This is a genomic window from Lachnospiraceae bacterium JLR.KK002, assembly GCA_036941025.1.
Taxonomy (GTDB): domain Bacteria; phylum Bacillota; class Clostridia; order Lachnospirales; family Lachnospiraceae; genus Petralouisia.
Genome location: JAYMNP010000001.1, coordinates 2,329,250 through 2,355,255 on the forward strand (window position 1 = coordinate 2,329,250; position 26,006 = coordinate 2,355,255).

Annotated in this window: 22 protein-coding genes and 4 pseudogenes; 7 read left to right on the plus strand and 19 right to left on the minus strand. The window is 44.5% G+C overall.

Annotation, left to right across the window (positions count from 1 at the left end; all coding sequences use genetic code 11):
- The first annotated feature begins 63 nt into the window (after window positions 1-63).
- Window positions 64-798 (plus strand): radical SAM protein, encoded by a 735-nt coding sequence (locus tag VSQ32_11205; protein ID MEH2943416.1) that lies wholly within the window; start codon window positions 64-66, stop codon window positions 796-798.
- Window positions 788-1,489 carry a queuosine precursor transporter gene (locus VSQ32_11210; protein MEH2943417.1) on the plus strand — a complete coding sequence of 234 codons (702 nt, stop codon included), beginning with the start codon at window positions 788-790 and terminating at the stop codon, window positions 1,487-1,489. The genes VSQ32_11205 and VSQ32_11210 overlap by 11 nt, the downstream gene beginning before the upstream one ends.
- A 206-nt stretch (window positions 1,490-1,695) precedes the next feature.
- Here VSQ32_11210 and VSQ32_11215 read toward each other — a convergent pair whose 3' ends face one another.
- The 4 genes from VSQ32_11215 to VSQ32_11230 form a co-directional block, all read right to left on the minus strand.
- Window positions 1,696-2,373: a TetR/AcrR family transcriptional regulator gene (locus VSQ32_11215; GenBank protein MEH2943418.1), complete on the minus strand. Its 678-nt coding sequence runs from the start codon at window positions 2,371-2,373 to the stop codon at window positions 1,696-1,698.
- Between the two features lie 74 nt (window positions 2,374-2,447).
- Window positions 2,448-3,347, minus strand: coding sequence for a quinolinate synthase NadA (gene nadA / locus VSQ32_11220; GenBank protein ID MEH2943419.1), 900 nt, complete (start codon window positions 3,345-3,347; stop codon window positions 2,448-2,450).
- 71 nt (window positions 3,348-3,418) lie between these two features.
- A complete protein-coding gene (locus VSQ32_11225) occupies window positions 3,419-4,564 on the minus strand; it encodes an alanine--glyoxylate aminotransferase family protein (GenBank protein MEH2943420.1) in 1,146 nt (381 codons plus the stop codon).
- A gap of 150 nt (window positions 4,565-4,714) precedes the next feature.
- On the minus strand, window positions 4,715-4,879 hold the full coding sequence (locus VSQ32_11230; protein MEH2943421.1) for a rubredoxin: 165 nt from the start codon (window positions 4,877-4,879) through the stop codon (window positions 4,715-4,717).
- A 453-nt stretch (window positions 4,880-5,332) separates the two neighbouring features.
- Between VSQ32_11230 and VSQ32_11235 the strand changes: the two genes are divergently transcribed.
- Window positions 5,333-5,917: a TetR/AcrR family transcriptional regulator gene (locus tag VSQ32_11235; GenBank protein ID MEH2943422.1), complete on the plus strand. Its 585-nt coding sequence runs from the start codon at window positions 5,333-5,335 to the stop codon at window positions 5,915-5,917.
- On the plus strand, window positions 5,907-6,449 hold the full coding sequence (locus VSQ32_11240) for a flavodoxin domain-containing protein (protein ID MEH2943423.1): 543 nt from the start codon (window positions 5,907-5,909) through the stop codon (window positions 6,447-6,449). Before VSQ32_11235 ends, VSQ32_11240 begins: the two co-directional genes overlap by 11 nt.
- A 70-nt stretch (window positions 6,450-6,519) precedes the next feature.
- Here the strand turns inward: VSQ32_11240 and VSQ32_11245 are convergent, their stop codons facing one another.
- From VSQ32_11245 to VSQ32_11275, 7 genes are all read right to left on the minus strand, one after another.
- On the minus strand, window positions 6,520-7,299 hold the full coding sequence (locus VSQ32_11245) for a ZIP family metal transporter (protein ID MEH2943424.1): 780 nt from the start codon (window positions 7,297-7,299) through the stop codon (window positions 6,520-6,522).
- Window positions 7,300-7,411: 112 nt separating this feature from the next.
- Window positions 7,412-9,601 carry a ferrous iron transport protein B gene (gene feoB, locus VSQ32_11250; GenBank protein MEH2943425.1) on the minus strand — a complete coding sequence of 730 codons (2,190 nt, stop codon included), beginning with the start codon at window positions 9,599-9,601 and terminating at the stop codon, window positions 7,412-7,414.
- A gap of 146 nt (window positions 9,602-9,747) precedes the next feature.
- Complete coding sequence (locus VSQ32_11255; protein ID MEH2943426.1) at window positions 9,748-9,969, minus strand: FeoA family protein; 222 nt, start codon at window positions 9,967-9,969, stop codon at window positions 9,748-9,750.
- A gap of 60 nt (window positions 9,970-10,029) precedes the next feature.
- Complete coding sequence (locus VSQ32_11260; GenBank protein MEH2943427.1) at window positions 10,030-10,239, minus strand: FeoA family protein; 210 nt, start codon at window positions 10,237-10,239, stop codon at window positions 10,030-10,032.
- Between the two features lie 180 nt (window positions 10,240-10,419).
- Entirely contained in the window at window positions 10,420-11,682 is a 1,263-nt protein-coding gene (locus tag VSQ32_11265) for an MFS transporter (GenBank protein ID MEH2943428.1), read from the minus strand.
- Between the two features lie 381 nt (window positions 11,683-12,063).
- Complete coding sequence (locus tag VSQ32_11270) at window positions 12,064-13,671, minus strand: ABC transporter ATP-binding protein (GenBank protein MEH2943429.1); 1,608 nt, start codon at window positions 13,669-13,671, stop codon at window positions 12,064-12,066.
- Window positions 13,672-14,409: 738 nt separating this feature from the next.
- Window positions 14,410-14,754 (minus strand): hypothetical protein, encoded by a 345-nt coding sequence (locus tag VSQ32_11275; GenBank protein ID MEH2943430.1) that lies wholly within the window; start codon window positions 14,752-14,754, stop codon window positions 14,410-14,412.
- Window positions 14,755-14,917: 163 nt separating this feature from the next.
- Here VSQ32_11275 and VSQ32_11280 point away from each other — a divergent pair.
- Both VSQ32_11280 and VSQ32_11285 read left to right on the plus strand, forming a co-directional pair.
- Window positions 14,918-16,313, plus strand: a pseudogene (locus VSQ32_11280) (transposase).
- Between the two features lie 371 nt (window positions 16,314-16,684).
- Window positions 16,685-18,080 (plus strand): annotated as a pseudogene (locus VSQ32_11285) (transposase).
- 189 nt (window positions 18,081-18,269) lie between these two features.
- Here the strand turns inward: VSQ32_11285 and VSQ32_11290 are convergent.
- The 6 genes and pseudogenes from VSQ32_11290 to VSQ32_11315 all read right to left on the minus strand — a co-directional run bounded on the left by VSQ32_11290 (window position 18,270) and on the right by VSQ32_11315 (window position 22,642).
- Window positions 18,270-19,832 carry a helix-turn-helix transcriptional regulator gene (locus VSQ32_11290; GenBank protein ID MEH2943431.1) on the minus strand — a complete coding sequence of 521 codons (1,563 nt, stop codon included), beginning with the start codon at window positions 19,830-19,832 and terminating at the stop codon, window positions 18,270-18,272.
- Window positions 19,833-20,491: 659 nt separating this feature from the next.
- Window positions 20,492-20,669: pseudogene (locus VSQ32_11295) on the minus strand (type II toxin-antitoxin system HicB family antitoxin).
- Window positions 20,656-20,801: pseudogene (locus tag VSQ32_11300) on the minus strand (toxin HicA). The pseudogenes VSQ32_11295 and VSQ32_11300 overlap by 14 nt, the downstream one beginning before the upstream one ends.
- Before the next feature lie 270 nt (window positions 20,802-21,071).
- Window positions 21,072-21,302 carry a hypothetical protein gene (locus VSQ32_11305; GenBank protein ID MEH2943432.1) on the minus strand — a complete coding sequence of 77 codons (231 nt, stop codon included), beginning with the start codon at window positions 21,300-21,302 and terminating at the stop codon, window positions 21,072-21,074.
- A gap of 70 nt (window positions 21,303-21,372) precedes the next feature.
- Window positions 21,373-22,065: a hypothetical protein gene (locus tag VSQ32_11310; protein ID MEH2943433.1), complete on the minus strand. Its 693-nt coding sequence runs from the start codon at window positions 22,063-22,065 to the stop codon at window positions 21,373-21,375.
- A gap of 151 nt (window positions 22,066-22,216) precedes the next feature.
- Complete coding sequence (locus VSQ32_11315) at window positions 22,217-22,642, minus strand: class B sortase (GenBank protein MEH2943434.1); 426 nt, start codon at window positions 22,640-22,642, stop codon at window positions 22,217-22,219.
- Between the two features lie 140 nt (window positions 22,643-22,782).
- Between VSQ32_11315 and VSQ32_11320 the strand changes: the two genes are divergently transcribed.
- Window positions 22,783-23,157, plus strand: coding sequence for a metal-dependent transcriptional regulator (locus VSQ32_11320; GenBank protein MEH2943435.1), 375 nt, complete (start codon window positions 22,783-22,785; stop codon window positions 23,155-23,157).
- 8 nt (window positions 23,158-23,165) lie between these two features.
- Here the strand turns inward: VSQ32_11320 and VSQ32_11325 are convergent, their stop codons facing one another.
- Both VSQ32_11325 and VSQ32_11330 read right to left on the minus strand, forming a co-directional pair.
- Window positions 23,166-24,824, minus strand: coding sequence for a GGDEF domain-containing protein (locus tag VSQ32_11325; protein ID MEH2943436.1), 1,659 nt, complete (start codon window positions 24,822-24,824; stop codon window positions 23,166-23,168).
- A 31-nt stretch (window positions 24,825-24,855) separates the two neighbouring features.
- The gene (locus VSQ32_11330) at window positions 24,856-25,962 is read right to left on the minus strand and encodes an HD-GYP domain-containing protein (GenBank protein MEH2943437.1); all 1,107 of its coding nucleotides are present in this window, start codon (window positions 25,960-25,962) and stop codon (window positions 24,856-24,858) included.
- Window positions 25,963-26,006: the final 44 nt, after the last annotated feature.

Consider the following 26,006-nt stretch of genomic DNA (forward strand, 5'->3'; position numbering starts at 1 on the left):
CACTTTCACGCGTCAGCGTGACGTCCAGGTCCGCTTTGTTCTTCTTAAAGAAAGGAACGATTTATGAATGATTTTAATCCCAACCGCTATGCGGTAATCAACGAAAAAAATCCCCGCGAAATTGTCATGCTGCGGGGCCAGGGCTGTTCCTGGAGAAAATGCCGCTTCTGCGACTATCATCTGGATTTCTCCCCGGATTCCGGCGCAAATTTTGCCCTGAACCGGGAACAGCTGGAGAAGGTAACGGGAATCCACGGAAAGCTGGAAGTCATCAATTCCGGCAGTTTCGTGGATTTGGATGAAGACACCGTTGCCCTGATTGAAACCGTCTGCCGGCGCTGTAATATCCGGCAGGTACATTTTGAATGCCACTGGAGGCACCGGGAAGCCATCGCCCCTTTCCGCCGGCGTTTTGGAGCATCAGGCGTGGAGCTGAAAATAAAAACCGGCGTGGAAACCTTCGACTCCCTGTTCCGGGAAAGCTATCTGGCAAAGGGCATTGACGCGTCCTCTCCGGAAGAAATTGCAACATACTTTGACGAAGTCTGCCTTCTGCAGGGCATTCCGGGCCAGACTGCGGAAAGCATGGATGGGGATATTCAGACAGGACTTACCTGTTTTGAACGGGTATGCGTCAATATCATGCAGGAAAACAAAAAGCCCGTGAAGCCGGATCCTCGTGTAATTGAAACTTTCACCAGAGAGATTTATCCGAAATATAAGGGCAATGACCGGGTAGATATTTTGATGGAAAATACTGCTTTCGGCGTAGGAGGTGTGGTAGAACATGCAGAATGAAATTCTTTTACTGGTATCCCTGATTCTGACTTTTTCCGCGGTGCTGATTCTGTTTCGGCTGTTTCAGGAACAGGGACTGTATCTGTGGACAGTAATTGCCACCATCGCCGCAAACGTGGAGGTGCTGATTGTGGTAAATGCTTTCGGCATGGAAATGACGCTGGGCAACATCCTGTTTGCCTCCACTTTTCTGGTAACGGATATTTTAAGCGAGCTTTACAGCAAAAAATCTGCACAGCAGGCTGTTTACCTGGGCATTGCCACCTCGGTTATCTTTATTTTAATCAGCCAGTCCTGGATGCTGTATGTGCCCAATGAAAATGATTTCGCCTCTCCGGCCATCCGCACTGTTTTTTCCAACACGCCGAGGCTGATGATTGTGGGTATTGTGGTGTATGTTATTGTCCAGCTTTTCGACGTGTGGGCTTACCATAAATGGTGGGCCTATACCAAACAGAAATTCGGCGACTCCAGGAAATTCCTGTGGCTTAGAAACAACGGTTCCACCATGGTATCCCAGCTTCTGAATACCCTGTTATTTACCTGGGGAGCATTTCTCGGAACCCATAACACCGCCACTCTGATTTCCATTGCCATGTCCAGCTATATTATCTTCCTGGTGACAAGTATTGCAGATACCCCCTTTGTGTATCTGGCCAGGTATTTACACCGGAAAAAAGAAAGCGTGTAGATATTCCTGTCAGATAAGATAAAAAGAATGCGCAGGCGCATTCTCCGCGCGCGAGCGGATTGCCTGGCAATAACTTCATCTCCGCGAGCTGCGCATCCCGCCCGGAGGGCTTTATCTTATAGGAAATCCATATTCTTTAACACTTCACAGCAACATAGTATTTCCTGTAAGATAAAAACCGGGAGATGAAACACCTGCTCCTGCATTCAGTGTGTTTCATCTCCCGGTTCCTGTTTCTTTTTATCATAAATAGCTGCTAATTCCAGCAGCCTGTCCAGAAGTTCATCATCCACAACATCCAGGCCGAAGCCTTCCATCATCTGCCGGAATATCATGAACCTGCGATAAGATTCATCCGGCGTTTTGTCAAATATCATGGGATTCATCCAGACATTTGCCACAAGGATAATCAGTTCCGCCAGTTCTTCGGGATAATCGGTCCGTATGGAGCCGTCTTCCATTCCCTGCCGGATAATGGGCTGAATATAGTGTGGCGCCACCTCATTTACCGTATCTTCCAGAAGGCTGAGCAGTAATTTCGGATTGTTGCGGAAATTCGGAGCCACCGTAAAGATTTCATCCTGTACCGGCCGGCAGATGGACGCTCTGAAAATAGTTTTCATCTTTTCCCTGCCGTTCAGGTCAGAACGATCCCTGATTTCTGCCAGAAGACGATTGGACTCTGACGTCATCCTTTCTATCACTGCAATCAGAATATCTTCTTTTGATTTAAAATGATGATAAATGGCGCCTTTGCTGAGTCCTCCCAGATGATCTATAATATCCTGCACAGAAGTATATTCATAACCTTTTTCCATAAACAGCCTGGTGGACACGTCCAGAATAAGCTGTACGGTTTCTTCCGGATTCTTATTTCGAGCCATCTCCTGTTCTCCCTCTTTCCAAACAGCCCCAGACATGTTTCCTCTGGCATAACAACGGTATCCGTACCAGAGCCCTACCCCAGTTCCAGCATACGCTCCAGAGGCTTTTTGGCACGCAGCCGCAGATCTTCATCCATTTCCACCACATTTGTCATCTGCTCCAGCGCTTCCGCCACATTCTCCAGCGTAACCCGCTTCATATCCGAACATTTTTTCTGTCCTGCGTCGAAGAAAAGTTTTTTGGGCTTTTTCAGCTGCAGCTCATAGAGAACGCCCATTTCCGTACATACAATAAATTCTTTCGCTTTACTCTCTGTCACATGCTTGATAATACCTGAGGTACTGCCCACGTAATCTGCCATGGCAATCACATCCATGGTACATTCCGGATGTACCAGAATCTCCGCTTTGGGATGGATATCCTTCACAATCTGCACATTTTTGGCCAGAATGCTGGTATGTACATGACAGTATCCGTCGTTGAAAATAAAATGTTTCTCCGGTACCTGGGAAGCCACATAACGTCCCAGATTCTCATCCGGAATAAAATAAATATGCTGATTCGGCAGCGCCTTCACAATCTTCACCGCATTGGAGGAGGTAACGCATACATCGGAATACGTCTTCAGTTCTGCGGTAGAATTGATGTAGCAGACTACTGCCAGATCTTCATACTGTTTCCGGGCCTCATTGATTTTCTCAATATCTGCCATATGGGCCATGGGACAGTCCGCTCCCATATCCGGCATAATGACAGTCTTTTCCGGATTGAGAATTTTCGCACTTTCTCCCATAAAAGATACTCCGCAGAATAAAATAGTCTCTGCCTTTACCATTGTGGCAATTTTACTGAGGTAAAAAGAATCTCCCACATAGTCAGCAATTGCCTGCACTTCATCGTCCACATAATAATGGGCAAGAATCACAGCATTCCGCTCTTTTTTCAATTGGTTGATTTTGTCTGTAACTGACATATCTTCTCCCGCTTTCCTTTCCAAACTAACATTCCACCATGTTTTTCCTTTCTGCTTACTATCTCATAATATTACTTTTCTGTCAAGAGATGAAATCGCGCACAGAACTGTTCTTTTAAGGAGCATTTCAGATTTATTCCCAGTTTTTTCATGGTCTGCTCCAGCGCTTCCATGGTTTCCTCCATGTCTGCAAAGGCTGCGTTGGTTCCCATATGTCCGATTCGGATGACCTGCCCGGCCAGACTGTCAAAAGAGCCGGCCAGCATAATGTTGTGCTCCTCACGCATGGTTGTGAGAATCTCCTGGGCTGTGGTTCCTTCCGGCACATCAAATACCGTCACCGTATTGGAAAATCCCTGTTTCAGATGAAGCTGCAGTCCCGCCTCCGTAAGAGCCTGCCTGCAGGCCGTTCCGATTGCGGCATGGCGGGCCAGCATATCACTGTCCTGTTCAATATTGTCAACAGCCGCCCGCAGGCCGTAGATATCGCTGATGGGCATGGTATATGGAAACCATTTTTTCTCATAATAGCCTTCGAACACTTTCAGGCTGGCATAAAAGGATGCAATGGGGGTTTTTCGCTCTGCCATGGCTTTTTTGGCTTCCGGACTTACGGTCACAAAAGTCAGTCCGGGAGGCGCGGAAACTGCTTTCTGAGAACCGCCGCAGAGAATGTCAGCCTGTGCTTCTGTCACATCCACCCGTTCCCCGAACATGGCCGACACCGAATCCACCACTGTCAGAATCCCGTATTTTTTCAGCAGGGGACAGAGCGCATGAATGTCGTTCAGCATACCGCTGGGCGTATCGCAGTGTACCAGTGTGGCGTACTTGTAATCATGGTTTTTCTCCAGAAACTTTTTCAGAGCTTCCGGGTCTATGGGCATTGTATCATCCACCGTATAAAGCTCTGGCCGGCCTCCGTATATGGATACAAAATCTGCAAATCCTTTTCCGTAAATTCCATTATCCAGCACCAGAACCCTGTCTCCCGGCTCTGTCAGGGAGGCGCAGGCGGCTTCCAGTCCCAGAATTCCTTCCCCGTCCAGAATCAGCGTTTCATGTTCCGTATGAAGCAGGCGGCTGATTTTTTCGCAGGTTTCTCTGTAAAATTCCACAAAAGTTTCATCCAAATCCGGGTTGGTGCACTCCCTGGCTCTGGCCAGACGGATGTTTTCTTTCACCTGGGTAGGCCCCGGCGTCATAATCTTGTACATAATATTTCCTTCTTTCTGTCCGCAATGCAGGCTTTTGATTTTTCATCCGTATAATACGCCTTATGACGTCGATTTTATAGAGCCAGTTTCTTTCTTTTTTCTAATGCCAGAACCGGAATCAGGTGAAAAAAAGAACATAGCCAGGCACGGCTATGCTCCTTCTTTCACAAACACATCTTTTCCCAGGCCGCACCAGGGACACACCCAGTCCTCCGGCAAATCTTCAAAAGAAGTACCCGGTGCAATTCCGTTGTCCGGATCTCCCACTTCGGGGTCGTAAACATAGCCGCATGGCTCACAAAGATATTTATCCATATTTCATTCTCCTTTTTCTGTCAGTCAGGCAAGTGCGAAACTATCCAGTTATCAAAATTTCATGTACAATTAGCACAATTTTTCTTAAATATTTTCTTCATACTAAAGGCCGAAATGCCAGACGCACCGGACATTCCAGCGAGCCTCTGAATACAAAGAATCATGTTCAGCAGAATCTTCCATGCTTCTTTGAGTCTCGCTTCCATGGTGCTGAAATGCATTTCTCACCTTTTGCATGAGAAAATATTTATATTTAAATTCTTTGAATTGTACATGAAACCAGCACAATTACTGAGTTTCGCAAATGCCTGTTTCTGTCAGTATTTCCCATACGGAAAAAAATATACGCTCCGGGTCGTCTGTCTTTCCTCTTTCTTATTGACAATCTCCATTCAGATATATATAATCATTTTATATAAACTATTTATATAAAATGATTATATGGAGATTAATATGCCAAAACAGAGAATCACAAAAGAAATGGTTATTAACGCCGGATTTGAAATAGCCAGAAAAGAAGGCATGGAACATGTCATGGTCAAAACCATTGCCGATACCATCGGCTGTTCCGTGCAGCCAATTTACAGCTACTGTAAAAACATGGACAGTCTGCGGCAGGATGTGGCCGCAAAGACCAGCGACTTTATACAGAAGTATATTGCAGCCCATATTGATTCAAAAGACCTGTTCCGCAGTACCGGAAAAGCCTTTATTCAGCTGGCCGAGGAAGAACCCCATCTGTTTAAAATATTTGTTCTGCACAGAAGAGAGGGTATCTCCTCTCTGCAGGATTTATATCAGAAAGAAACCAGTCCGCAGGTTTCCGAATTTATTGCCAGGGAATTGAACATCAGTATCTCTCGGGCAAAACAACTTCATTTGCATATGCTGATTTACACCATTGGAATCGGAACCATTTTTTCCATGACGAAGCCGGGTATCCCCCTGGAAGAAATTCACATGCAGCAGGAGCTGGCCTGCCAGGCATTTATAGCACAGGCATTAAATCAGAAGGAGGAAAATTTTCATGAAAGATAATATTATGATTATATACAAAAGCAGCACCGGATTTGCGAAGAAATATGCCAGACTGATTGCTCAGAAAACAGGAGGCCGGCTGGTGGATTATAAAGAGGCAACCCCGGAACTGATGTCCGGCTGTGACGTGATTATTTTCGGAAGCCGGGCCCATGCGGGCAGGATTGACGGATATAAAAAAATAAGGGATATGTTTCGCAAAAGCACTGCCCAAAGATTCCTGCTGTTTGTCACAGGAGCCATGCCTGCCACTGCTAAAGACACCATAAATGAATTCTGGACTCAGAACCTCACCGGAAAAGAACTGGAAGATATTCCTCATTTTTATATGCCCGGCGGCCTGTGCTATGAAAGAATGTCCCTGACAGACAGACTGATGATGAAGACCATGGCAAAGATGATGAAAAAGAAGAAAGACAAGACGCCCCAGGAGCTGGAAATGGAACGGGCCATCTCATCTTCCTATGATATTTCAGATAAAGCATATGCGGAACCGCTGATTGATTTTCTGAATCACAGTCCGGAATCCTGACAGACATACCGGACAGAAGCCCGGAATCCCGGCAGAACATACTACAGCAATCCCATCGGGATTTTCCCCTCTATCCCAGAGCCACATCCAGTACCATCATGAGCAGAAACCCAAAAGCAAATCCCAGGGTACCCACGTTGGAATGGGGGCCCTGAGAAGATTCCGGCAGAAGTTCTTCCACCACCACATAAATCATGGCGCCGGCCGCAAAGGAAAGCAGGTAAGGCAGAAGGGGCACCACAAGGCCTGTCACCAGAAGGGTAACCGCTGCTCCCACAGGCTCCACAATACCGGAAAGGAGTCCGTAGAGAAATGCTTTCCGGCGGCTTCCGCCTTCCTTTTTCAGAGGAAGGGAAATAATGGCTCCTTCCGGGAAATTCTGAATGGCAATGCCCAGTGACAACGCCAGCGCCCCGGTCCGGGAAATGGTCTGCTCCCCGGAAAGGAGCCCTGCAAATACTACTCCTACCGCCATGCCTTCCGGAATATTGTGAAGGGTAACAGCCAGTACCAGCATGGTGGTTTTCTTCAGCCTGCTTCTGGGGCCTTCCGGCTGCTCCGGATTCAGATGAAGATGGGGCACCATCCGGTCCATGCCCAGCAGAAAAGCGATTCCCAGGGCAAATCCCACTGCTGCAGGCAGAAAAGCCAGCTTTCCCATGGAAGAAGAAGCATCCATGGCAGGAATCAGAAGGGACCAGACGGACGCCGCCACCATCACCCCGGAGGCAAACCCCGGCAGCGCCCGTTGTACCAGGGGATTCAGTTCATTATTTTTCAGGAAAAACACACTTCCCGCTCCCAGTGCTGTTCCCAGAAAAGGTATCAGTAAACCAGTGAAAATATACATCTTTGTTGCTCCTGTCTCTGTAAAAATTTCAGCCTTGCAGATTTCGCACACCGTACGCTCATCCCGAACCGGCTGTTATGGTTTACCGTCAGTATTCCCTGAAAAACCTTTCTTACACTCTTTCTCCTGCCATACCTTTTATTTTCCGGAAAGATGTTTCTCTTCCAGGACGGAACAGCAGATATATAAATCCTGCAATCAGAACCATGGCCACAACGGTTCCGATGCCAAAGGTTCCCACAGTAATCCAGGTTCCAATCTGGTAAACGCACAATGCCACTATATAGGCCAAAAGACACTGATAGCCGATGGCAAACCAGAACCATTTTATGTTGTTCATTTCCCGTTTGATAGCGCCCATGGCCGCAAAACAGGGAGCACACAGCAGATTAAACACCAGGAAAGAATAAGCTGCAACCCCTGTCATATGACCTGCCAGAGTTCCCCATATTTCGCTTCCGTCTTCCGCCACTTCTGCAAAACCAAAGAGAATTCCAAAGGTTCCCACCACATTTTCTTTTGCCACCAGTCCGGTAAGGGCAGCCACTGCAGATTTCCAGTCGCCCCAGCCAAGGGGAATAAAGAACCATGCAAATACATTTCCGATGGAAGCCAGGATACTGTGGTCGATTTCCATATCATCCAGCATACGGAACTGTCCGTCCACCCAGCCGAAATAAGTGGTAAACCATACAAAAATCGTCGATAAAAGAATAATTGTCCCTGCTTTTTTGATAAAGGACCAGCCCCGCTCCCACATGCTTCTTAATACATTTCCAACCGTGGGCATATGATAGGCCGGAAGCTCCATCACAAAAGGAGCCGGTTCCCCTGCAAACATTTTTGTTTTCTTCAAAATAATCCCGGAACAGATTACCGCTGCAATTCCCACGAAAAACGCACTCCAGGAAACCCACCAGGCATTCCCGAAAAATGCTCCTGCAATCAGCGCGATAATGGGCAGCTTTGCACCGCAGGGAATAAACGTGGTGGTCATAATGGTCATTTTCCGGTCTCTGTCGTTTTCGATGGTGCGGGAGGCCATAATTCCCGGCACACCGCAGCCCGTTCCAATCAGCATGGGAATAAAGGATTTCCCGGAAAGACCGAATTTACGGAAAATACGGTCCATGATGAAAGCCACTCTGGCCATGTATCCGCAGGCCTCCAGAAATGCCAGGAACAGAAACAGCACCAGCATCTGGGGCACAAATCCCAGCACAGCGCCCACACCTGCCACAATTCCGTCCACAATCAGGCCCTGCAGCCAGGCAGCACAGCCAATGGCTTCCAGTCCGCCGGAAAGCAGTTCCGGAATTGCCGCCACATGCAGACTCTCCAGGCCAAACAGATTCCATCCTTCGCCGAATACCCCGTCATTTACCCAGTCGGTGGCCCAGCTTCCCACTGTGGTAACGGAAACATAATACACAAGGGCCATCACCGCCGCAAAAACGGGCAGCGCCAGAATCCTGTTTGTTACAACTTTGTCAATCTTATCGGAAACTGTAATTTTTTCTTTCTGCTGTCTGGTATAACACCCCTTTATAATAGAAGAAATATACACATACCGCTCATTGGTAATGATACTCTCCGCATCATCGTCCATTTCCTGTTCCAGAGCTGCTATTTCTGCTGTCACATCAGGCACATGTTTCATGCTTTCTCCAATCCTGCTATCCTGCTCCAGCAGTTTAACAGCAAAGAAACGCTTCTGTTCCTCCGGTATTTCATTTCCCAGCTTACCTTCCACAGCGTTTAAAATTCCTTCCAGCTCCGGTGAAAATTCATGTACTGCTTTTGCTGCTTTCTGATTCTTCGCCGCATGGAGCGCCTGTTCCGCCGCTGTTTTCACCCCATCGCCCTTCAGTGCGGAGATTTCCACCACCGGGCAGCCCATGCTCTCACTGAGCTTCCTGATATGTATCTGATCTCCGTTTTTCTGAACTACATCCATCATATTCACAGCCAGAACCACAGGGATTCCCAGCTCCATCAACTGAGTGGAAAGATAGAGATTCCTTTCCAGATTGGTTCCGTCCACAATATTCAAAATCGCATCGGGACGCTCTCCAATCAGATAATTTCTGGCAACCACTTCCTCCAGCGTATAAGGGGACAGGGAATAAATACCTGGTAAATCCATAATGACAACGTCTTTATGACCTTTCAGTTTCCCTTCCTTTTTCTCCACCGTTACACCGGGCCAGTTTCCCACAAACTGGCTGGAACCGGTCAGTACATTAAATAACGTGGTTTTTCCGCAGTTTGGATTTCCTGCCAATGCTATTTTTACAGACATTTTCCGACCTCCTGTTTTCCTTTCGGCAATTTTTATATTTTCAGGTAAGTGTTTTTCAACGCTTACTGAAATTAGCTATTACTAACTATTTGTTAAAAAAAATAATTCTGCCGGTTTTACCTGAGATTTATTCCGGCAAAATCGTCTCACTCTACTTCTATCATTTCCGCGTCTGCTTTCCGCAGTGACAGTTCATATCCGCGCACTGTCACTTCCAGTGGATCTCCCAGAGGCGCCACCTTCCGGACAAATATTTCCACACCCCTGGTAATTCCCATATCCATAATCCGGCGCTTTACAGGGCCTTCTCCATGCAGCTTTGCCACCTTCACTGTGTTGCCGCATGAAATCTGTTTTAATGTTTTCATGTTCTCCATTTCCTTTCTTTCATTTCCCGTATTTTAATTCCCGTATCTCTTATCTGCAGGTTAAATCAGTATTTTATTCGCCATATCTCTGTTCAGGGCAACTCTTGATTCCTTCACATTTACAATCATGCTGCCGCTGATTTGCGACACAACGGTCACCTGCCCGCCGGTCACAAATCCCAGATTTTCCAGAAATTTTCTGGTTTCTTCCTTTCCTCCCACTTTCCGGATGGTATTGACTTCTCCTGGTTTTGCCATTGTTAAGGGCATCCTCATCACTTCTTTCCTGATATTTTGATAATGACTCTCATTTGATTTCTTTTGTTAGTATACACTAACATTTGTTTTATGTCAATAACCCCATGGAAATTTTTATCAGGATCCGGAAGGATTCATATATAAAGCAAAACCCGACTCTGTCGTTTACTGTGCTTTATCTGTTTCCTGCCATCAGGATTCCGTTTCAAAATTCATGGTAACTGACAGATACCCAATAACGATGATCAGAAAAATACCTGCGCAGAGAAACACCATTTCTGTTGAGATTACAGACACCACCGCACTGATCAGAAATGAAACAAGGGGAACAGCACTGGCTCCCGCTGCGTTCATAATGGCCGCTGACCGGGCAAGATACTCCTGCTCTACAGATTTCAGAAAAGCAACATTTATGTAGGTGGATAACTGAGTTACCAGAAAACCTGCTATAAAAGTGAATACAAACACAGCCACATACCGATACAGCTCATTCGTAATAAATCTGCCGATACCTGTAAGGGCTGCATAATACACCCCAAAAGACATACCGCCCAGCGCAACCAGAGATTTTCCGGACATTTTCGCAGCTATATAGGGGAACATTACGGATGCACAGAGCATTCCTGCTGACAATGCAATGCTGAGCACGGAAATCATGGTTTCTCCGGAACCCAGTATTTCTTTTGCCAGAGGCGCCTGCAAACTGTTAAATGGTACAAACATGGCATTGGCCAGCACTGCCAGTACAATAAAATTCAGCACAATCCGTCTGGTTTTCACATAATCGGCCCCTTCCTTTACCAGACGAAAGCAGCCTGCAACATCCACTTTTTTCCTCTCACCGACTCCCTCTCCGGTTTTTATAGCGGCAATCAGGAGTGAAGAACCAAAAAAAGTGGCTGCATCAATTAAAATAGCAGTAACAATACCAAATCTGGCTATGATAAATCCCGCCATACCAAGACCGATCAGTTCTACAATATTGGAAGCACTGGCATTCAAAGAAATTCCAAACTCAAAGTATTCTTTTTTCAGAATACGCGGAATCACCGCACTGGAAGCCGGCAGGCAAAAAGCCTCCACACTGGAAATAATCAATGTGGTTATAATCAGCATCCAGGGCTTAAGAATTCCGGCCCAATAAGCCGCCGCTATACAGGTCACACAAATTCCCCGCACAATATTGGTCTGAATCATAATGCTTTTTTTATTTCTGTGTTCCACCACTGCTCCCGCAATGGGCTGCAAAAATATGGTGGGCAGTTTATTAACACCAAAAATAATCGCGGACCATGCGGCATTATTTGTAATAGCATAAACCAGCCAGGTAAATGCTATACTGTCAATGGAATCCCCAAAACGATTAATCAGGTTGGACAAAATCAGTTTGCAGTATTCTTTCTGAGTGAGCACAGAACGGTAACCTGTCTTTTTCTCTGATACGGGGCTGCTCATGGTAAATCCTCCTTACAATATTTATCAATATCAGGCAATTGCAAAACTATTAAATTATCAAAATTTCATGTACAATTTCTACACTTTCTATGAAATATTTTCATCATACAAAAAGGCCGAAATGCCGGACGCACCGAACATTCCAGCGAGCCTTTGACTACGAAAGAGCATGTCAGCAAAGGCTTCCATTCTCTTTTAAGTCTCGCTTCCATGGCGCTAAAATGCATTTCTCACCTTTTGCATGAGAAAATATTTGCATTCAAATTTTTTGAATTGCACATGAAATTGGTACAATTATTGAGTTTCGCAATTACCTGTTTATCAATATCATTCCATCTTATTTTATCTTTTTCATTTCTTCGGTCAGCTCAATTTCACAAATCAAATTTTTCCAATACAAAACACCTGGTCGAATTGCTGTTTTCGTTCCTCTGTCAGATGATGGCTGATTAGCAAAAGAGTCAGATTCCTGTTTTTCAGCAGACATTCTTCCACAACAGCCGCATTCTCCATATCCAGAGCAGAGGTTCCCTCATCCACGAACAGAATTTTTCTGCCATTTATCAGAGCTCTTGCCAGGGCAATTCTCTGCCGCTGGCCGCCGGACAGGTTTTTCCCGTTCTCTCCCACAGGAGTGTCCAGTCCCTGAGGAAATTTACATATTTCTTCATACAGAGCACTTTCCCGGAGTGCACATTCCATTTCTTCCTCAGAATACGTCTTCCAGAGCGTGATATTATTCCGAATGGTGGTATCAAACAGGTATACCTGCTGTTCAATATAGGCAATTTTTCCTGCAATTTCCTCCGAACTGTAACCTCCCGCTTCTTCTCCGTCAAACAGTACCTGTCCCTCATAATCTCTCAGCTGCCCCATCAGTATTTTCATAAGTGTTGTCTTTCCGCCTCCGCTGGAGCCTGTCAGCGCATACTTTTTCCCGATATTTATTTTGATATTCAAATTTTCAAATACCTGTTTTTCTCCATATTTATAACTGAGCTGACAGGTTTCAATTGCCCTGCTGGCAGAAGGGAACTTTCCTGCGCCCGTTCCTTCTGCTGCATACTCAGCCCTCTCCTTCTCAAATTTTTCCACATAAGGACGGATGGCCACCATGGAATTTTTATGGCAAAGGGTTTCCGTCATCCCTTCAAACACTTTCGGCAGGAAACTCCCGATGCCCACAACCGCACCGACCTGCAGCTTTCCCTGTAAAATGAAAAACACGCAGACTGCGAGAATAACAACCTGAAAAAATGCATTCCAGAATAAAAGCCATCCATTAGACAGCACCTGTATTTTTGTGTACTGAAATACGCTTTCCGCCCTTTTCTCACTTTCTTCATCCGCCTGTTTCGTAAATTCATCCAAAATCCGAAAGTTTTTCATAACGCCGAACCCGCTCAGCAGATTTTTCATATTACTGCTGAATATTTCACTGCTTTTGGAAACATAATGAGCTTTCTCTGTAATTCTGCTTTCAAAATACATGGAAATTCCTGCCAGCGTCAGTGCACCTGCCACCGCTGCCGCAGAAATACTCCAATGGAGGGCCAGCAGGGATGCGGCAGATACTACAGTCTGGAAACCGGATGTTACCAGAGCGTAAAAGGAATTTCCGCCCAGATAAAGCATCTGTCCCACATCATGAGAATACCAGGAAATATAATCTCCGATGGCGTGTTTCTCATATTGCTGGTAACTTTTCTTCGCTAAAATCATGGTCAGATCATGGCGCATATCATTTTCCATTGCCTGCTGGGCTTTTCCCATAAGAATATTCCCGGCATAATACGTAATTGCTGTCAAAAGCCAGCACAATGCCTGCAACACCAGATAAACCTGCACGTTTTCCTGATTTCCTGCTGTAAGATTATCCACAATTTTCATCAGGGTAAACGCACACAGCACTGACATCAAAATATTCAGACACTGTATGCTGCAGGCTGCAAAGTTTTCTTTCCATCTGTTCAGAATATATTTTTTCATTGCTTCTCTTCCGGACTCCTTTCATGGGGCATAAAACAGCCATCTGATGGCATTTTGTCTACAACCATCAGTTTGGGACATGCCTTATGAAGACAGCTTATCAGATAATCACAGTTTCCACAATTATCTATTGTAGTAAACCTGATATTTCTTTTAAATTTTCAACCTAAAGTAATCTGATAAGAATTGATACCCAGAACATATAATTTTTTAAACAATTCCCGATTCAGTAAGTATCCGTTCGTGGTAATTCCGGAGAAAAATGCTTCATATGATTTAACGTTGTGTCAGACATTTCTATGCTTTTTCCAATTTTATACATATTTACTCCTTCCGCATAATATAAGAGAACGAAAATATATCTTTCATACCCCGTTCCCTTACCTTATAAGCTCATTACAATATAATGACGTTTACACGTTATGCCTGTCTGTTATCAGGCATACTTAATATGTACTGCTTTTCCCTTTTCATTGATTTTCGAAACTCACTTTTCATTCCAAAGCTATTATATTTCTGTTGTGAAAAAAACACCATGACGAAACCGGAAAAATATGTTTTCCGGTTTCGTCATGGTGTTTTTTTTCCGTTATTATCTTATTCAAAATATATTACAGGAGGAAACTTTTATTATGAAAAAATTCAGAAAAGCACTTTTTACATCCACTTTTTGTCTGCTTATAATGGTATCCCTATCATTTTCTGACAAAACGCTTACTCATTCAAATTTATTTGACGTTATGCCATTGGACATCCATCATCCCACTGATGATATGTATTGAAATCAACGCCCCAGTTCATCTTTACATAATCACTTACTGTTTTCTGATTTCGGAAATCTTCAAACAATCCACACATATAATATGCCTGCTCATATGTTGTCAGGCATATTTTTTCTTCTTTCCGCTCCTGAATATATGCTTTTGTTATCAAATTTCCCCCCAGCTTAATACCCTTTCTTATTTTTATTCCCTGAGTTATGGCCTCATTTGTATACTCCAGTGCCTGTTCCAACTCATTAATTTCTTCTGTACTGGAAGCAAGATTACTTAAAATCATTATATATTTTTTATCCCGCTCCACTCCTTTCAATTTTCCTCTGTGATATAGGCGTTTGCGAAACGCCAGAACCCACATAAATACGGGATTCTTTTTGTTACAAAATAAAACAACTCCTCACTGGTTTGTGGTAAAATTGAGATGTCGAGTAACAATCAACCATCCACCAGAAAGGAGTTGTACCTACATGATACCATACAAACAGCTCTCTTTGGCAGATATTTTTACCGATTGCCAAAATAAATTTGATAATGATAAATATCAGTTCCTTGCACTTCTCGAAAATACCATCAACTTAGATGAAATGGTCCCAGTGTCCTTTATTTCTCATTTCCATGCTGCCACTGGCAGGCCCCGTAAGCATCTGCTTTATCCGATGCTCAGGGCTCTGTTATTACAGCTCATCTTCTCAATCCCAACAACATCCCTGCTGATCGTATTCCTGAAATACTCCCAGGAACTGCGGGACTTCTGCGGCTTTGATGTTGTCCCGGATGCCTCTAAATTCACCCGCTTCAAACAGGAGTTTTTATCGGACTTACAATCCATGTTCGACCATCTTGTTGACTTGACCGAACCGATATGCCATTCTATTGATACACAGAAAGCTTCCATGCTTCTCTTTGACACCTCCGGCATTGAGGCATGGGTTACAGAAAACAATCCCAAATATGCCAACCGTATCATCAAACAGCTGAAAGCCTTCAAAAAAGCAAAAGGGATGGACGATTCCTTTGACCCTTATAAAGCCGCCTACGGCTCCATGCCTTCCCATGCTGCCGCCAGTCCAGCCATTCAGCAGATGTACATTAACGGGCATTTCTGTTATGCTTATAAATTCGGTATTATTACCAACGGACTCGGCATTGTCCGGGATATTTCCTTTTATAACAAGGACTTTCTTGCGGCTCATCCTGACATCATTGTTGGAAAAAAATCTGATTCCCCGGATGAAGATAAGAGTCTTGCCGATTCCAGGGCATTGATTCCCACTTTAAAGGATTTCTTTCGCAAGCATCCGCTTATCAATCCGAAAACTTTTCTGGGAGACGCCGCATTTGATTCCATTGAAATCTACAAATACCTGTTACAGGAAGCTTCCTTTGAGCAGGCTTACATTCCCCTCAACGGCAGAATCTCCCTTCCAAAATCCGACTGCCCGCTGAATAAGGACGGCATCCCCTGCTGCCCCAAAGACCCATCCCTTCCAATGAAACGGGAAGGAAGCAAATCCCATCTCCGCTGCGGACTGCCAACCATGAAGTTTGTATGCCCGAAAATGAAATGGGAGTGGAACAAACTTACAAAGAAATCAAAACGTGTCTGCCACTGTGAAAATCCCTGTACTGAATCCCCCTGCGGCAGGATGTTTTATATTTATCCCGAGAAAAACCTGCGCGCCTATCCTGGTACGCTTCGTGGTACGGCCGAATGGGATTCCACCTATAAGCTCAGGGTAAACGTTGAGAAATCAATCAACCATTTCAAGGACAGCTTCTGTGTTGCCGGACGTAAAACGCAGAATGAAAAAACGCTTCATGCTGACCTGCTTCTCGCCGGGATTACCCAGCTTATTACTGTAATGGTGGCTGATAAACTGCACAGGCATGAATATATCCGCAGTTTAAAACCTCTGATTGCATAACCTTACATACCGCATACCATTTCACGGGCAGATATCCTTATCTGCTTTGTTTTCATGTCTTAAAATCCTTGTTATCCACATCCACCTCCTGTAAGTCCGGCTCAACCGGGCCTTTGCCCTATTGGAATCAAGATTTTGAACTTGTTTCGCAATTACCTATTCCTCTGTGATAGGCGTTTGCGAAACGCCAGAACCCACATAAATACGGGATTCTTTTTGTTACAAAATAAAACAACTCCTCACTGGTTTGTGGTAAAATTGAGATGTCGAGTAACAATCAACCATCCACCAGAAAGGAGTTGTACCTACATGATACCATACAAACAGCTCTCTTTGGCAGATATTTTTACCGATTGCCAAAATAAATTTGATAATGATAAATATCAGTTCCTTGCACTTCTCGAAAATACCATCAACTTAGATGAAATGGTCCCAGTGTCCTTTATTTCTCATTTCCATGCTGCCACTGGCAGGCCCCGTAAGCATCTGCTTTATCCGATGCTCAGGGCTCTGTTATTACAGCTCATCTTCTCAATCCCAACAACATCCCTGCTGATCGTATTCCTGAAATACTCCCAGGAACTGCGGGACTTCTGCGGCTTTGATGTTGTCCCGGATGCCTCTAAATTCACCCGCTTCAAACAGGAGTTTTTATCGGACTTACAATCCATGTTCGACCATCTTGTTGACTTGACCGAACCGATATGCCATTCTATTGATACACAGAAAGCTTCCATGCTTCTCTTTGACACCTCCGGCATTGAGGCATGGGTTACAGAAAACAATCCCAAATATGCCAACCGTATCATCAAACAGCTGAAAGCCTTCAAAAAAGCAAAAGGGATGGACGATTCCTTTGACCCTTATAAAGCCGCCTACGGCTCCATGCCTTCCCATGCTGCCGCCAGTCCAGCCATTCAGCAGATGTACATTAACGGGCATTTCTGTTATGCTTATAAATTCGGTATTATTACCAACGGACTCGGCATTGTCCGGGATATTTCCTTTTATAACAAGGACTTTCTTGCGGCTCATCCTGACATCATTGTTGGAAAAAAATCTGATTCCCCGGATGAAGATAAGAGTCTTGCCGATTCCAGGGCATTGATTCCCACTTTAAAGGATTTCTTTCGCAAGCATCCGCTTATCAATCCGAAAACTTTTCTGGGAGACGCCGCATTTGATTCCATTGAAATCTACAAATACCTGTTACAGGAAGCTTCCTTTGAGCAGGCTTACATTCCCCTCAACGGCAGAATCTCCCTTCCAAAATCCGACTGCCCGCTGAATAAGGACGGCATCCCCTGCTGCCCCAAAGACCCATCCCTTCCAATGAAACGGGAAGGAAGCAAATCCCATCTCCGCTGCGGACTGCCAACCATGAAGTTTGTATGCCCGAAAATGAAATGGGAGTGGAACAAACTTACAAAGAAATCAAAACGTGTCTGCCACTGTGAAAATCCCTGTACTGAATCCCCCTGCGGCAGGATGTTTTATATTTATCCCGAGAAAAACCTGCGCGCCTATCCTGGTACGCTTCGTGGTACGGCCGAATGGGATTCCACCTATAAGCTCAGGGTAAACGTTGAGAAATCAATCAACCATTTCAAGGACAGCTTCTGTGTTGCCGGACGTAAAACGCAGAATGAAAAAACGCTTCATGCTGACCTGCTTCTCGCCGGGATTACCCAGCTTATTACTGTAATGGTGGCTGATAAACTGCACAGGCATGAATATATCCGCAGTTTAAAACCTCTGATTGCATAACCTTACATACCGCATACCATTTCACGGGCAGATATCCTTATCTGCTTTGTTTTCATGTCTTAAAATCCTTGTTATCCACATCCACCTCCTGTAAGTCCGGCTCAACCGGGCCTTTGCCCTATTGGAATCAAGATTTTGAACTTGTTTCGCAATTACCTATTCCTCTGTGATAATATTCATACAAAGACTCCAAAATCTTTACGGATTCCTGCTGGTTTCCCATCAAACGATATAATACAGCCTGTTGATTTAACAAAGAAATCTCAATCTGAGTGGGCTGATAATAAATTCGGAAACGTTCCTCTTTCCGGTCAAGGGTCAGTTCCAGTGCCTGTTCTATCCTGTGGGCCAGTTCCTCCAGATTTCCATGATACAGTTCGCGTTCCAGAACAGCATGGTTAAATGTCAGATACTGCATGTTTCTTACTTTCGTTCTATCTATTTCGGTTTCAATTTCCCGCAGCTTCTCCTCTGCCTGACGAAATTCTCCCAGTACAAGCAATCGCTGCAGCTGCCTGCCCTTTTCCAGAGTCTCGAATCTCTCCACATCAAAATATGTATTGTAATACCCCAGTTCCAGCCCCAGCTTCTGCATCAGTCCATAGAAATGTTTTACCGTAGGATTCCGCTTCCCGGTTTCAATCCGTGACAGAGTTTCCGGTGCGCATATGCCTTCGCTTAATGTCTCCTGAGACAGTTCCTTTCGTATTCTGGCATAATGGAGCAGTTCATCCACCATCTGTTTCTCCTGAAAACTGCTGCGAAACAGGAACAAAGAAGTTTCTTCTGCCATTTCCCCGCCATATTCCTGCAACACAGACTGCAAGACCTGATACTGTTTCTTTCTCAGGTTCTGGTTTTTACAGAACACTCCATGGTCCAGGCAGCACAGTTCCAACGCCAGCGCCCGTTCCATCAGTCCAGGGGAACCTGTTTTTCCTTCTGCTGCAATCACTGTCTCACAGAATTCCAGACATTCCTGCCATTGTCCCCGTTTCCCGCTGTTTTTTGCCAGCAGATACATCGCCTGCGCCATCTGGCGATTTTGGGATTCCGAATCCGTTACCTTCCACTGAATATAATCCCGAATACATTCCAGCAAATCCCGGCTTTCTTCTCCCTCTTTTTCCCTGAGATAACCATACAGCAGCAAAAGTCCTGTCTCCGTCTCACTCAGCCACAGCCGCGTCATCAGCTTTTTCCGAAAATCAGAAGCGAATACTGTAAAATCCCGCCGGGCCGTCTCCCGGAAATCCGGGATGGTTGACGTGACCGCCTCCAGAATATGTTCTTTTACTTTCCGCTCATCCTGTTTCCACAGCAGATAAAGCATGGCATACTGCCTGTGAAGCTCCTGCCTTTTCAGGGGATGGTCTCCCACACGTCTCTCCTGTTCCTGCAATTCCCGTTCTCCGCGCTCATACTCTTTCAGGGAAAGGGAAATCTCAATATTTCTCTGCTCCACCACATATTCAAATTCTTCCAGCGTCAGAGTAATGCCGATATTGTCCATGGTTTTGCCCAGACGCTGGCATAATGCATTGAAAATAAGAATGTCCGGCCGCCGCTCCCCGGACTCCAGCCGGCACAGAGTCGCCACAGAGCAGATTCCTCTGCACAGGTCCTCCTGAGAAATCTCTTTTTCGGTTCTCAGCGTGTATATCATTCTCCCGATTTCCCTTATCTTCATGGTATCTCCCCCTTGTATCATTTAAAATCTGTCCGGAATGATTTTAATCATTATAAGCGGTGTCAGATAAAGTGTCAATCAGATTCTGCATTCTGTTTTTCCACTGCATTTACCGAGATTTCAAAAAAATGTTGATTTTCAAGTTCAGAAATGTTATATTATAGAAAAGGAGCAACCGCCCACAAGGTGGGTTGACCGAATAATAAAGTAGAAAAACCACCTTGCTACTCGTCAAAGTTTAAAGGTGGTTTTTCTATGTATGGCTACTTACAAAACGTAAAAACGAACGTAAGCAATGCCAAAAGGAACAGACCAAAAGTCATTACGTCCTTAAAATCAAAATGATTTTTCACAGGCATCACCCCCATTCTGTAAAAATGGAAGGTCAGCCCGCCCTGCAACACGATTACTCCATTTACAAATTATAGTATACCTTATCCCATCCGGCAATCTGCTTTTTCCACTCTTTGGTTTTCTCCGTAAATATTTTCCTCATGAACAACAGTAAAAAAAGAACACGGGTGCATTTGTGAAATAAACCACCGAAAGGAGACGCAAATGAATAAGCTGAAGAATGATGTATGCCCTTAAGCACGGCTTTGGAGCCAGCCGTAAAACAGGCTCTTTTTTGCTGCCCGAAAACGAACCGTAAAGAAAGGAGCAGCCATAAACCACTCCTTTTTTGCGTCCTCCGCATTGCTTACTGCTGATTCAAGAGTTGCCCCCGCAGGTCATGCACCCCGGCAGTTCCGGGAATGTTACGGCATATCCCCCTTCTTCCTTATCAGGTATAACCTCCATACGGTAAGGCAGTTCCATATATTCATTCAGTGTCATCCGTATCCACCTCACTCTCTGTTATTTTCTTAACCATTTCCACATATGCTTTCTTTATCGGCTCATGCTTTGGAATTGTAACCGGCCTTCCCCCTCTTCCCGAAAGGTACAATGGCTGCTGCCGCCTTTCGGCTGGTACACCAGAATACCTCCCTGCCATTATTATAAGTGGTGTCATATACGGTGCCAATCAAATTTTATTTCCCTGCATTTCCTCGCTGCCATCCATTCAGGATTCTTCCTGTCTTCTTTTGCAGACAGGGTGTTAATCGCCCTGTGGCGTTGGTCTGAATGTTGCCGTTCATTGTTCTTCCCTTAATGGCAAAAAAACAGAGCATACAGACTTCAGTTCCTATATGCTCTAACCCCGTTACTATATTTGGTTTTGATTGATACGATTGATTATGCAAACTGCATTGACTGGCCTGCTAATTCTTTTATTGTATCAAAATCGTTGCCCCTGTATTTCCCATTAACATATATAATATGCGAATCATCGCCAAATAATACTTTATTTTCCCCGATAGCGACATATCTCTCTACTGGACAGGTCGGCTGGTTTCCTTTCATTACATCATTTTCTGTTATGCATTGCCCTACGCCTGCTCCTGCATCTTTCCTCTGAATTTCCACATCAGATTCCTTATCGGTGCTGTCACATAAACATCTAAAACAGTCGAACGTCCCTGCAAATAAATCTGTTTTATATATCATTTTTATTAGTCAATCGTTCTTCTTTTAACCAGTTAATATCATCTTCCGTCGGGATTTCGTAGGAAGCTGCAATTTTCAGACAGGCCGGGGTATCTCCACAACAATATCCAAAACTGATTCTTAACGTCCACTCACCCTCCGTAACAGAAATTTGTTCCTGTATGGAAGTATCCCTGGTAATTTCATCTCCCATTTTTTCAAAACGGTATACGGTTTCATCTTCCGGTGAAATTACTTCAACTTTAACCTGTTCACCTGTCGGGAAAATACTTTCTTTTGATTTCATAAGTAAATTAGAAAAACTAATTTCCAGATTGACAGTATTTTTCTCATGCACATAAAAAGACCAATTTCCCTGTGTAACAAATGGTGCATAATCTTTTTTAAGTGCTGTATCTAAACGAAAGATATAACCCTGTTCAATATCTGAGATAAGTTCTTCCCCTGTAAGATAATATTCATAACCGTCCTGGCTACTGTCAAAATCAGCAACTGTATCATCACTTTTTAATGGAATGATTGCATTGTTGGCTTCTGATGCATCAGTAGTGACAATATTTACACTTTCAGTATTGTCAACACTACTGGAATCCTCCTGTTTTGCAGACCTGCCACATCCGCTTAATGACAATAAAACAGATATTGATAAAAATACGATTCCTAATCCTTGTTTTTTTGACATAACTATACCTCCTACGGAATGAAATCATCTGATAGCTTTACTTTACCACAAATGAATACGCAATTCTACTAAATATTCCTTAAACTTTTTACCCTGTTCCGTTCAGTCATCATCTGCCTTACCCTGTCAGTTTATAAGTATCGGAAAAGTTTCATAATGCCTGTTCCACTCCCACAAGAACCAGCCTGCTGTCTGTATCATGCCCGTTACAGGTAGAAAGCATTACAAAAAATTCTCCATATACAAACTGGTAACCTGTATCATAAAGCCGATTTTTTCTGATAAAATCCATACATTTCTGAAACTCCTGCTCATCGTAATTATGAAAATCGTAGTAACAGAAGTCCTGTATATCTGACACGTCCGTTACCAGCACTGCTGCAATCTGATACATGGATTTCTCATAAAGGGTGTCAAATTCAAAATTGGGGTGTTTCTCGTAAAAGGTTCTGTCTTTATATTTTTTTAATTCTCCAAACATACTCCCATCGCTCATATTATGTCCATATAACACAATATCCAACAATAAAACAGCCGTAAGAAACGCCAGAATTCCAATCTGCCATCTGCTCCACAAGACTGTCCATCATCTCATTGCATTCGTGAGATTTTGGAAAATTGATTTTCGTATATGTTGCGATAAGTGATTGCTATTTTCCCTGCTTTTCAGTATACTGGAGATATCAGCATACATCAGGCCATGGAGGATATTTTATGATGAAAACCAGTGAATCTGCAGAAAATTATCTGGAAACCATTTTAATTCTGAGCCGGAAACTGCCCGTGGTCCGTTCCATAGACGTATCGGTGGAACTGGGCTTTAAGAAATCCAGCGTCAGCGTAGCCATGAAGAATCTGCGGGAAAAAGGTCATATTACCGTTTCTGATGCAGGCTATATCACCTTAACGGAATCGGGACGTGACATTGCAGAAATGATTTACGAACGCCACCGTTTTCTCTCCGGCTGGCTCACCAGCCTGGGCGTGGACGAAAAAATTGCGGCAGAAGACGCCTGCCGCATGGAACATGTTATCAGCCGGGAGAGCTTTGCAGCTATCAAGAAAGCTGTGGAACATAATTTTTCTTTGTGAAATTCCTGTTATGAAAGGGGTACGGCCTGCTGCTTCATGACAAATTTTTCATGATACATCATTTTATCCGCCCTGCGCAGGGTATCGCCCAAATCGTAATCTATCTCATTGTCATATAGTTTGTAACCACAGGCAATCTGAATGGGATATTCCTCCGGATTGCTCTGATTACATCTGTCCACCTCTGTTTTCAGCTTCTGAACCCGTTTTCCGCATTCTTCCAGCGAAACGCCTTTCAGGAGCACGCAGAATTCGTCGCCGCCCATACGGTAACACTTCCCAATATCGCCGAACACCTTTTCTATCAGCTTTGCACTGCATTGGATATAGCGGTCGCCCTTTTCATGGCCCAGGGTATCGTTGCATTTTTTCAGATTATTCAAATCAAACATAACCACAATGCTGTTCTCCGGAGAAAAATCCTTCTGCTCAATATATTCGGCATAGGCGGTACGGTTTAAAATCCCTGTAAGCTGATCGTGATACGCCATCTCCTCGTATTTCCGGGCCTGCAGGCCAATGGCCATCAGCCGCCGGGTTTCTTTGACCGAACGGACGCCCAGCACAATAATATAGGTGAGAAATCCCACCATACCCAGAACCATCATGGAAGTTCCGTTGGATATATAATAGACCACAATATCTACCGCCATCCCCAGGATACAGGCACAGGCGCATCCCAGCAGTGTCTGCAGCTTCTTATTCCATCCCACGGTACGCAGTTCCCGCACGGACATAACAAGAAACACCAGCACCAGAAAAACCATGGTTGCATGGGTCATCCACAGGGTCTGCCTCAGGTCTGCAATTCCTTTTACCTGCAATATCAGGGACAGCACCGTTACCGCCATGCTCAGAATACAGGGCAGGTACCATATCAGACTGTCTCTGGTGGAAAACAGTTCCTTCACATACAGAATAAAGGGAACCACTACCAGCATCAGGCACAGAAAAGGCAGATTGGCCAGCGGAATGGAAAATGGAAAAATCAGAGACATGGAAGCCATATCCGTAATTTTCCACAGACCGATATTCAGAGAAAACATCCCCAGCATAATCAGGCTCTTGTCCACTTCGGCAGTGTGATAAATGGACATGGTAAAAAAGATAAACACCAGCCCTATCACAATCGCCACAAAACTTAACACAAAGGCCAGAAAATCCTCTTTTAAAATATGTCCCCATATACCGTACTTTGAACCCACATAAAAATCCGGTACAATATTCCTGGAGCTCTCATAAACCGGCGTCAGTATTACCCGGACTTCCTTCCCCGCATCCGCAAAATTAATCAGAATCGTATTCCAGTTACTTCCCGGCGTTTTCCCAAATCCATTGGTTTCTTCCGGCCGGAGGGTATAGATACACTCCCCTTCCAGATATGCTTCCACATTTTGATGAATACTGTAAAAGGCCAGGCTGCTTCCTCCCTCAGATACATCGGAAATTTCCATGGTGTACACATCTCTCACCCCCAGAGGGGCGCTTTCATCTTCCATATGAACCAAATCATAATTTTCAAATTTAAAGAAACTGGTGTCCATCTGGTTATGTACTGCATGGTTGGTAATATTTGCACACAAATACAGAAAAAAGAAAAACACCATCACAACACAGGCTGCATAAAATCCCGGTATTATACGCCTCATCTTCTTTTTCCATTCCATATCAAATTCACCGTATCCTTACAAACAGTTACTATTTTATGATGATACTGGCACAGCTCATATCTTCTGCCAGATTGTAAATTCTGCCGGATTTCAGCCCTACGACCGTAGGTCTTAAAATATAGCCGGATTTATTGGCCACCACTTTTGCTTTCTCCCCGTTACTCAACTCCACAATACAGTCCACCGGATACAGAATTACGCTTTCCATGAAACTTTTCATCACATTGATGTCCAGTTCCCCGGTCATAGACATAATCATTTCCACCGCGTCCCGCTGGGAATATGCTTTCTTGTAGACGCGTTCCGTCACCAGCGCATCGTAGATATCTGCTACTGACAGGATTTTGGCAAAAAGATGGATTTTTTCTTCGGGCAGCCCCATGGGATATCCTCTGCCGCTGATTTTCTCATGGTGCTGCAGCACTCCCATGGCAATAGGCTCTGAAATGGCCTCTTTGTCTTTCAGTATGGTATAGCCGAACAGGGAATGCTTTTTCATCACGGCAAATTCTTCGTCTGTGAGTTTGCCCGCTTTATTCAGAATCTCATTGGGAATTCTTGATTTACCCACATCATGAAGCAGGCCGGAAATCCCGATATCGTACACCTGCCTGTCCGACAGTCCATGCTTCTTTCCCACAATCATGGCCATGGTAGCCACATCCACGCTGTGCTTAAAGGTATATTCGTCGCTCACTTTCAGGGCGCTGATGTCCACCGCAATGGCCTGATTGTCTGTAATGGCCTTCATCAGGTTCTGGGTAATTGCGTCGGTGGTATCTGCAAAGTTTTCCGCATCCGTATTGTTGTACAGATACTGAATTCCCGCAGATACCCGCTGTTTCACGCTCTCGGATAATTTTACTTTGGCAGGGTCCGATTTCCGGGTCTTCTCGATGGTTTTCTGAATGGATTCCGGTATTTCCGGTTCCTGACTGCCCGGCTCCTCCGGATCTTCTTCCCCTTCTCTGATATACACACCCATAACGCCCATTTTCAACAGGGATTCTATCAGATAATCATCCAAAGGAGCGCCTCTTGCAATCAATACTCTGCCTGACCGGTCCACAATGGCCTGGTCTATCCTCATTCCTTCTTTTAATCTTCTCGTACTTGTATAAATTCTTCTGACCAACTGACTTTACCGCCTCACTGTCCATTTTTCGTGCATATTATAAC

Excerpts from the sequence above, each read along its gene's own strand:
- VSQ32_11265 (MEH2943428.1), bottom strand. The coding sequence starts at position 11,682 with ATGAGCAGCCCCGTATCAGAGAAAAAGACAGGTTACCGTTCTGTGCTC.
- VSQ32_11290 (MEH2943431.1), bottom strand. The coding sequence starts at position 19,832 with ATGAAGATAAGGGAAATCGGGAGAATGATATACACGCTGAGAACCGAA.
- VSQ32_11310 (MEH2943433.1), bottom strand. The coding sequence starts at position 22,065 with ATGTCAAAAAAACAAGGATTAGGAATCGTATTTTTATCAATATCTGTT.
- VSQ32_11225 (MEH2943420.1), bottom strand. The coding sequence starts at position 4,564 with ATGTACAAGATTATGACGCCGGGGCCTACCCAGGTGAAAGAAAACATC.
- VSQ32_11210 (MEH2943417.1), top strand. The coding sequence starts at position 788 with ATGCAGAATGAAATTCTTTTACTGGTATCCCTGATTCTGACTTTTTCC.
- nadA (MEH2943419.1), bottom strand. The coding sequence starts at position 3,347 with ATGTCAGTTACAGACAAAATCAACCAATTGAAAAAAGAGCGGAATGCT.
- VSQ32_11230 (MEH2943421.1), bottom strand. The coding sequence starts at position 4,879 with ATGGATAAATATCTTTGTGAGCCATGCGGCTATGTTTACGACCCCGAA.
- feoB (MEH2943425.1), bottom strand. The coding sequence starts at position 9,601 with ATGTCTGTAAAAATAGCATTGGCAGGAAATCCAAACTGCGGAAAAACC.
- VSQ32_11260 (MEH2943427.1), bottom strand. The coding sequence starts at position 10,239 with ATGCCCTTAACAATGGCAAAACCAGGAGAAGTCAATACCATCCGGAAA.
- VSQ32_11215 (MEH2943418.1), bottom strand. The coding sequence starts at position 2,373 with ATGGCTCGAAATAAGAATCCGGAAGAAACCGTACAGCTTATTCTGGAC.
- VSQ32_11255 (MEH2943426.1), bottom strand. The coding sequence starts at position 9,969 with ATGAAAACATTAAAACAGATTTCATGCGGCAACACAGTGAAGGTGGCA.
- VSQ32_11235 (MEH2943422.1), top strand. The coding sequence starts at position 5,333 with ATGCCAAAACAGAGAATCACAAAAGAAATGGTTATTAACGCCGGATTT.
- VSQ32_11245 (MEH2943424.1), bottom strand. The coding sequence starts at position 7,299 with ATGTATATTTTCACTGGTTTACTGATACCTTTTCTGGGAACAGCACTG.
- VSQ32_11325 (MEH2943436.1), bottom strand. The coding sequence starts at position 24,824 with ATGGAATGGAAAAAGAAGATGAGGCGTATAATACCGGGATTTTATGCA.
- VSQ32_11240 (MEH2943423.1), top strand. The coding sequence starts at position 5,907 with ATGAAAGATAATATTATGATTATATACAAAAGCAGCACCGGATTTGCG.
- VSQ32_11205 (MEH2943416.1), top strand. The coding sequence starts at position 64 with ATGAATGATTTTAATCCCAACCGCTATGCGGTAATCAACGAAAAAAAT.
- VSQ32_11270 (MEH2943429.1), bottom strand. The coding sequence starts at position 13,671 with ATGAAAAAATATATTCTGAACAGATGGAAAGAAAACTTTGCAGCCTGC.
- VSQ32_11320 (MEH2943435.1), top strand. The coding sequence starts at position 22,783 with ATGAAAACCAGTGAATCTGCAGAAAATTATCTGGAAACCATTTTAATT.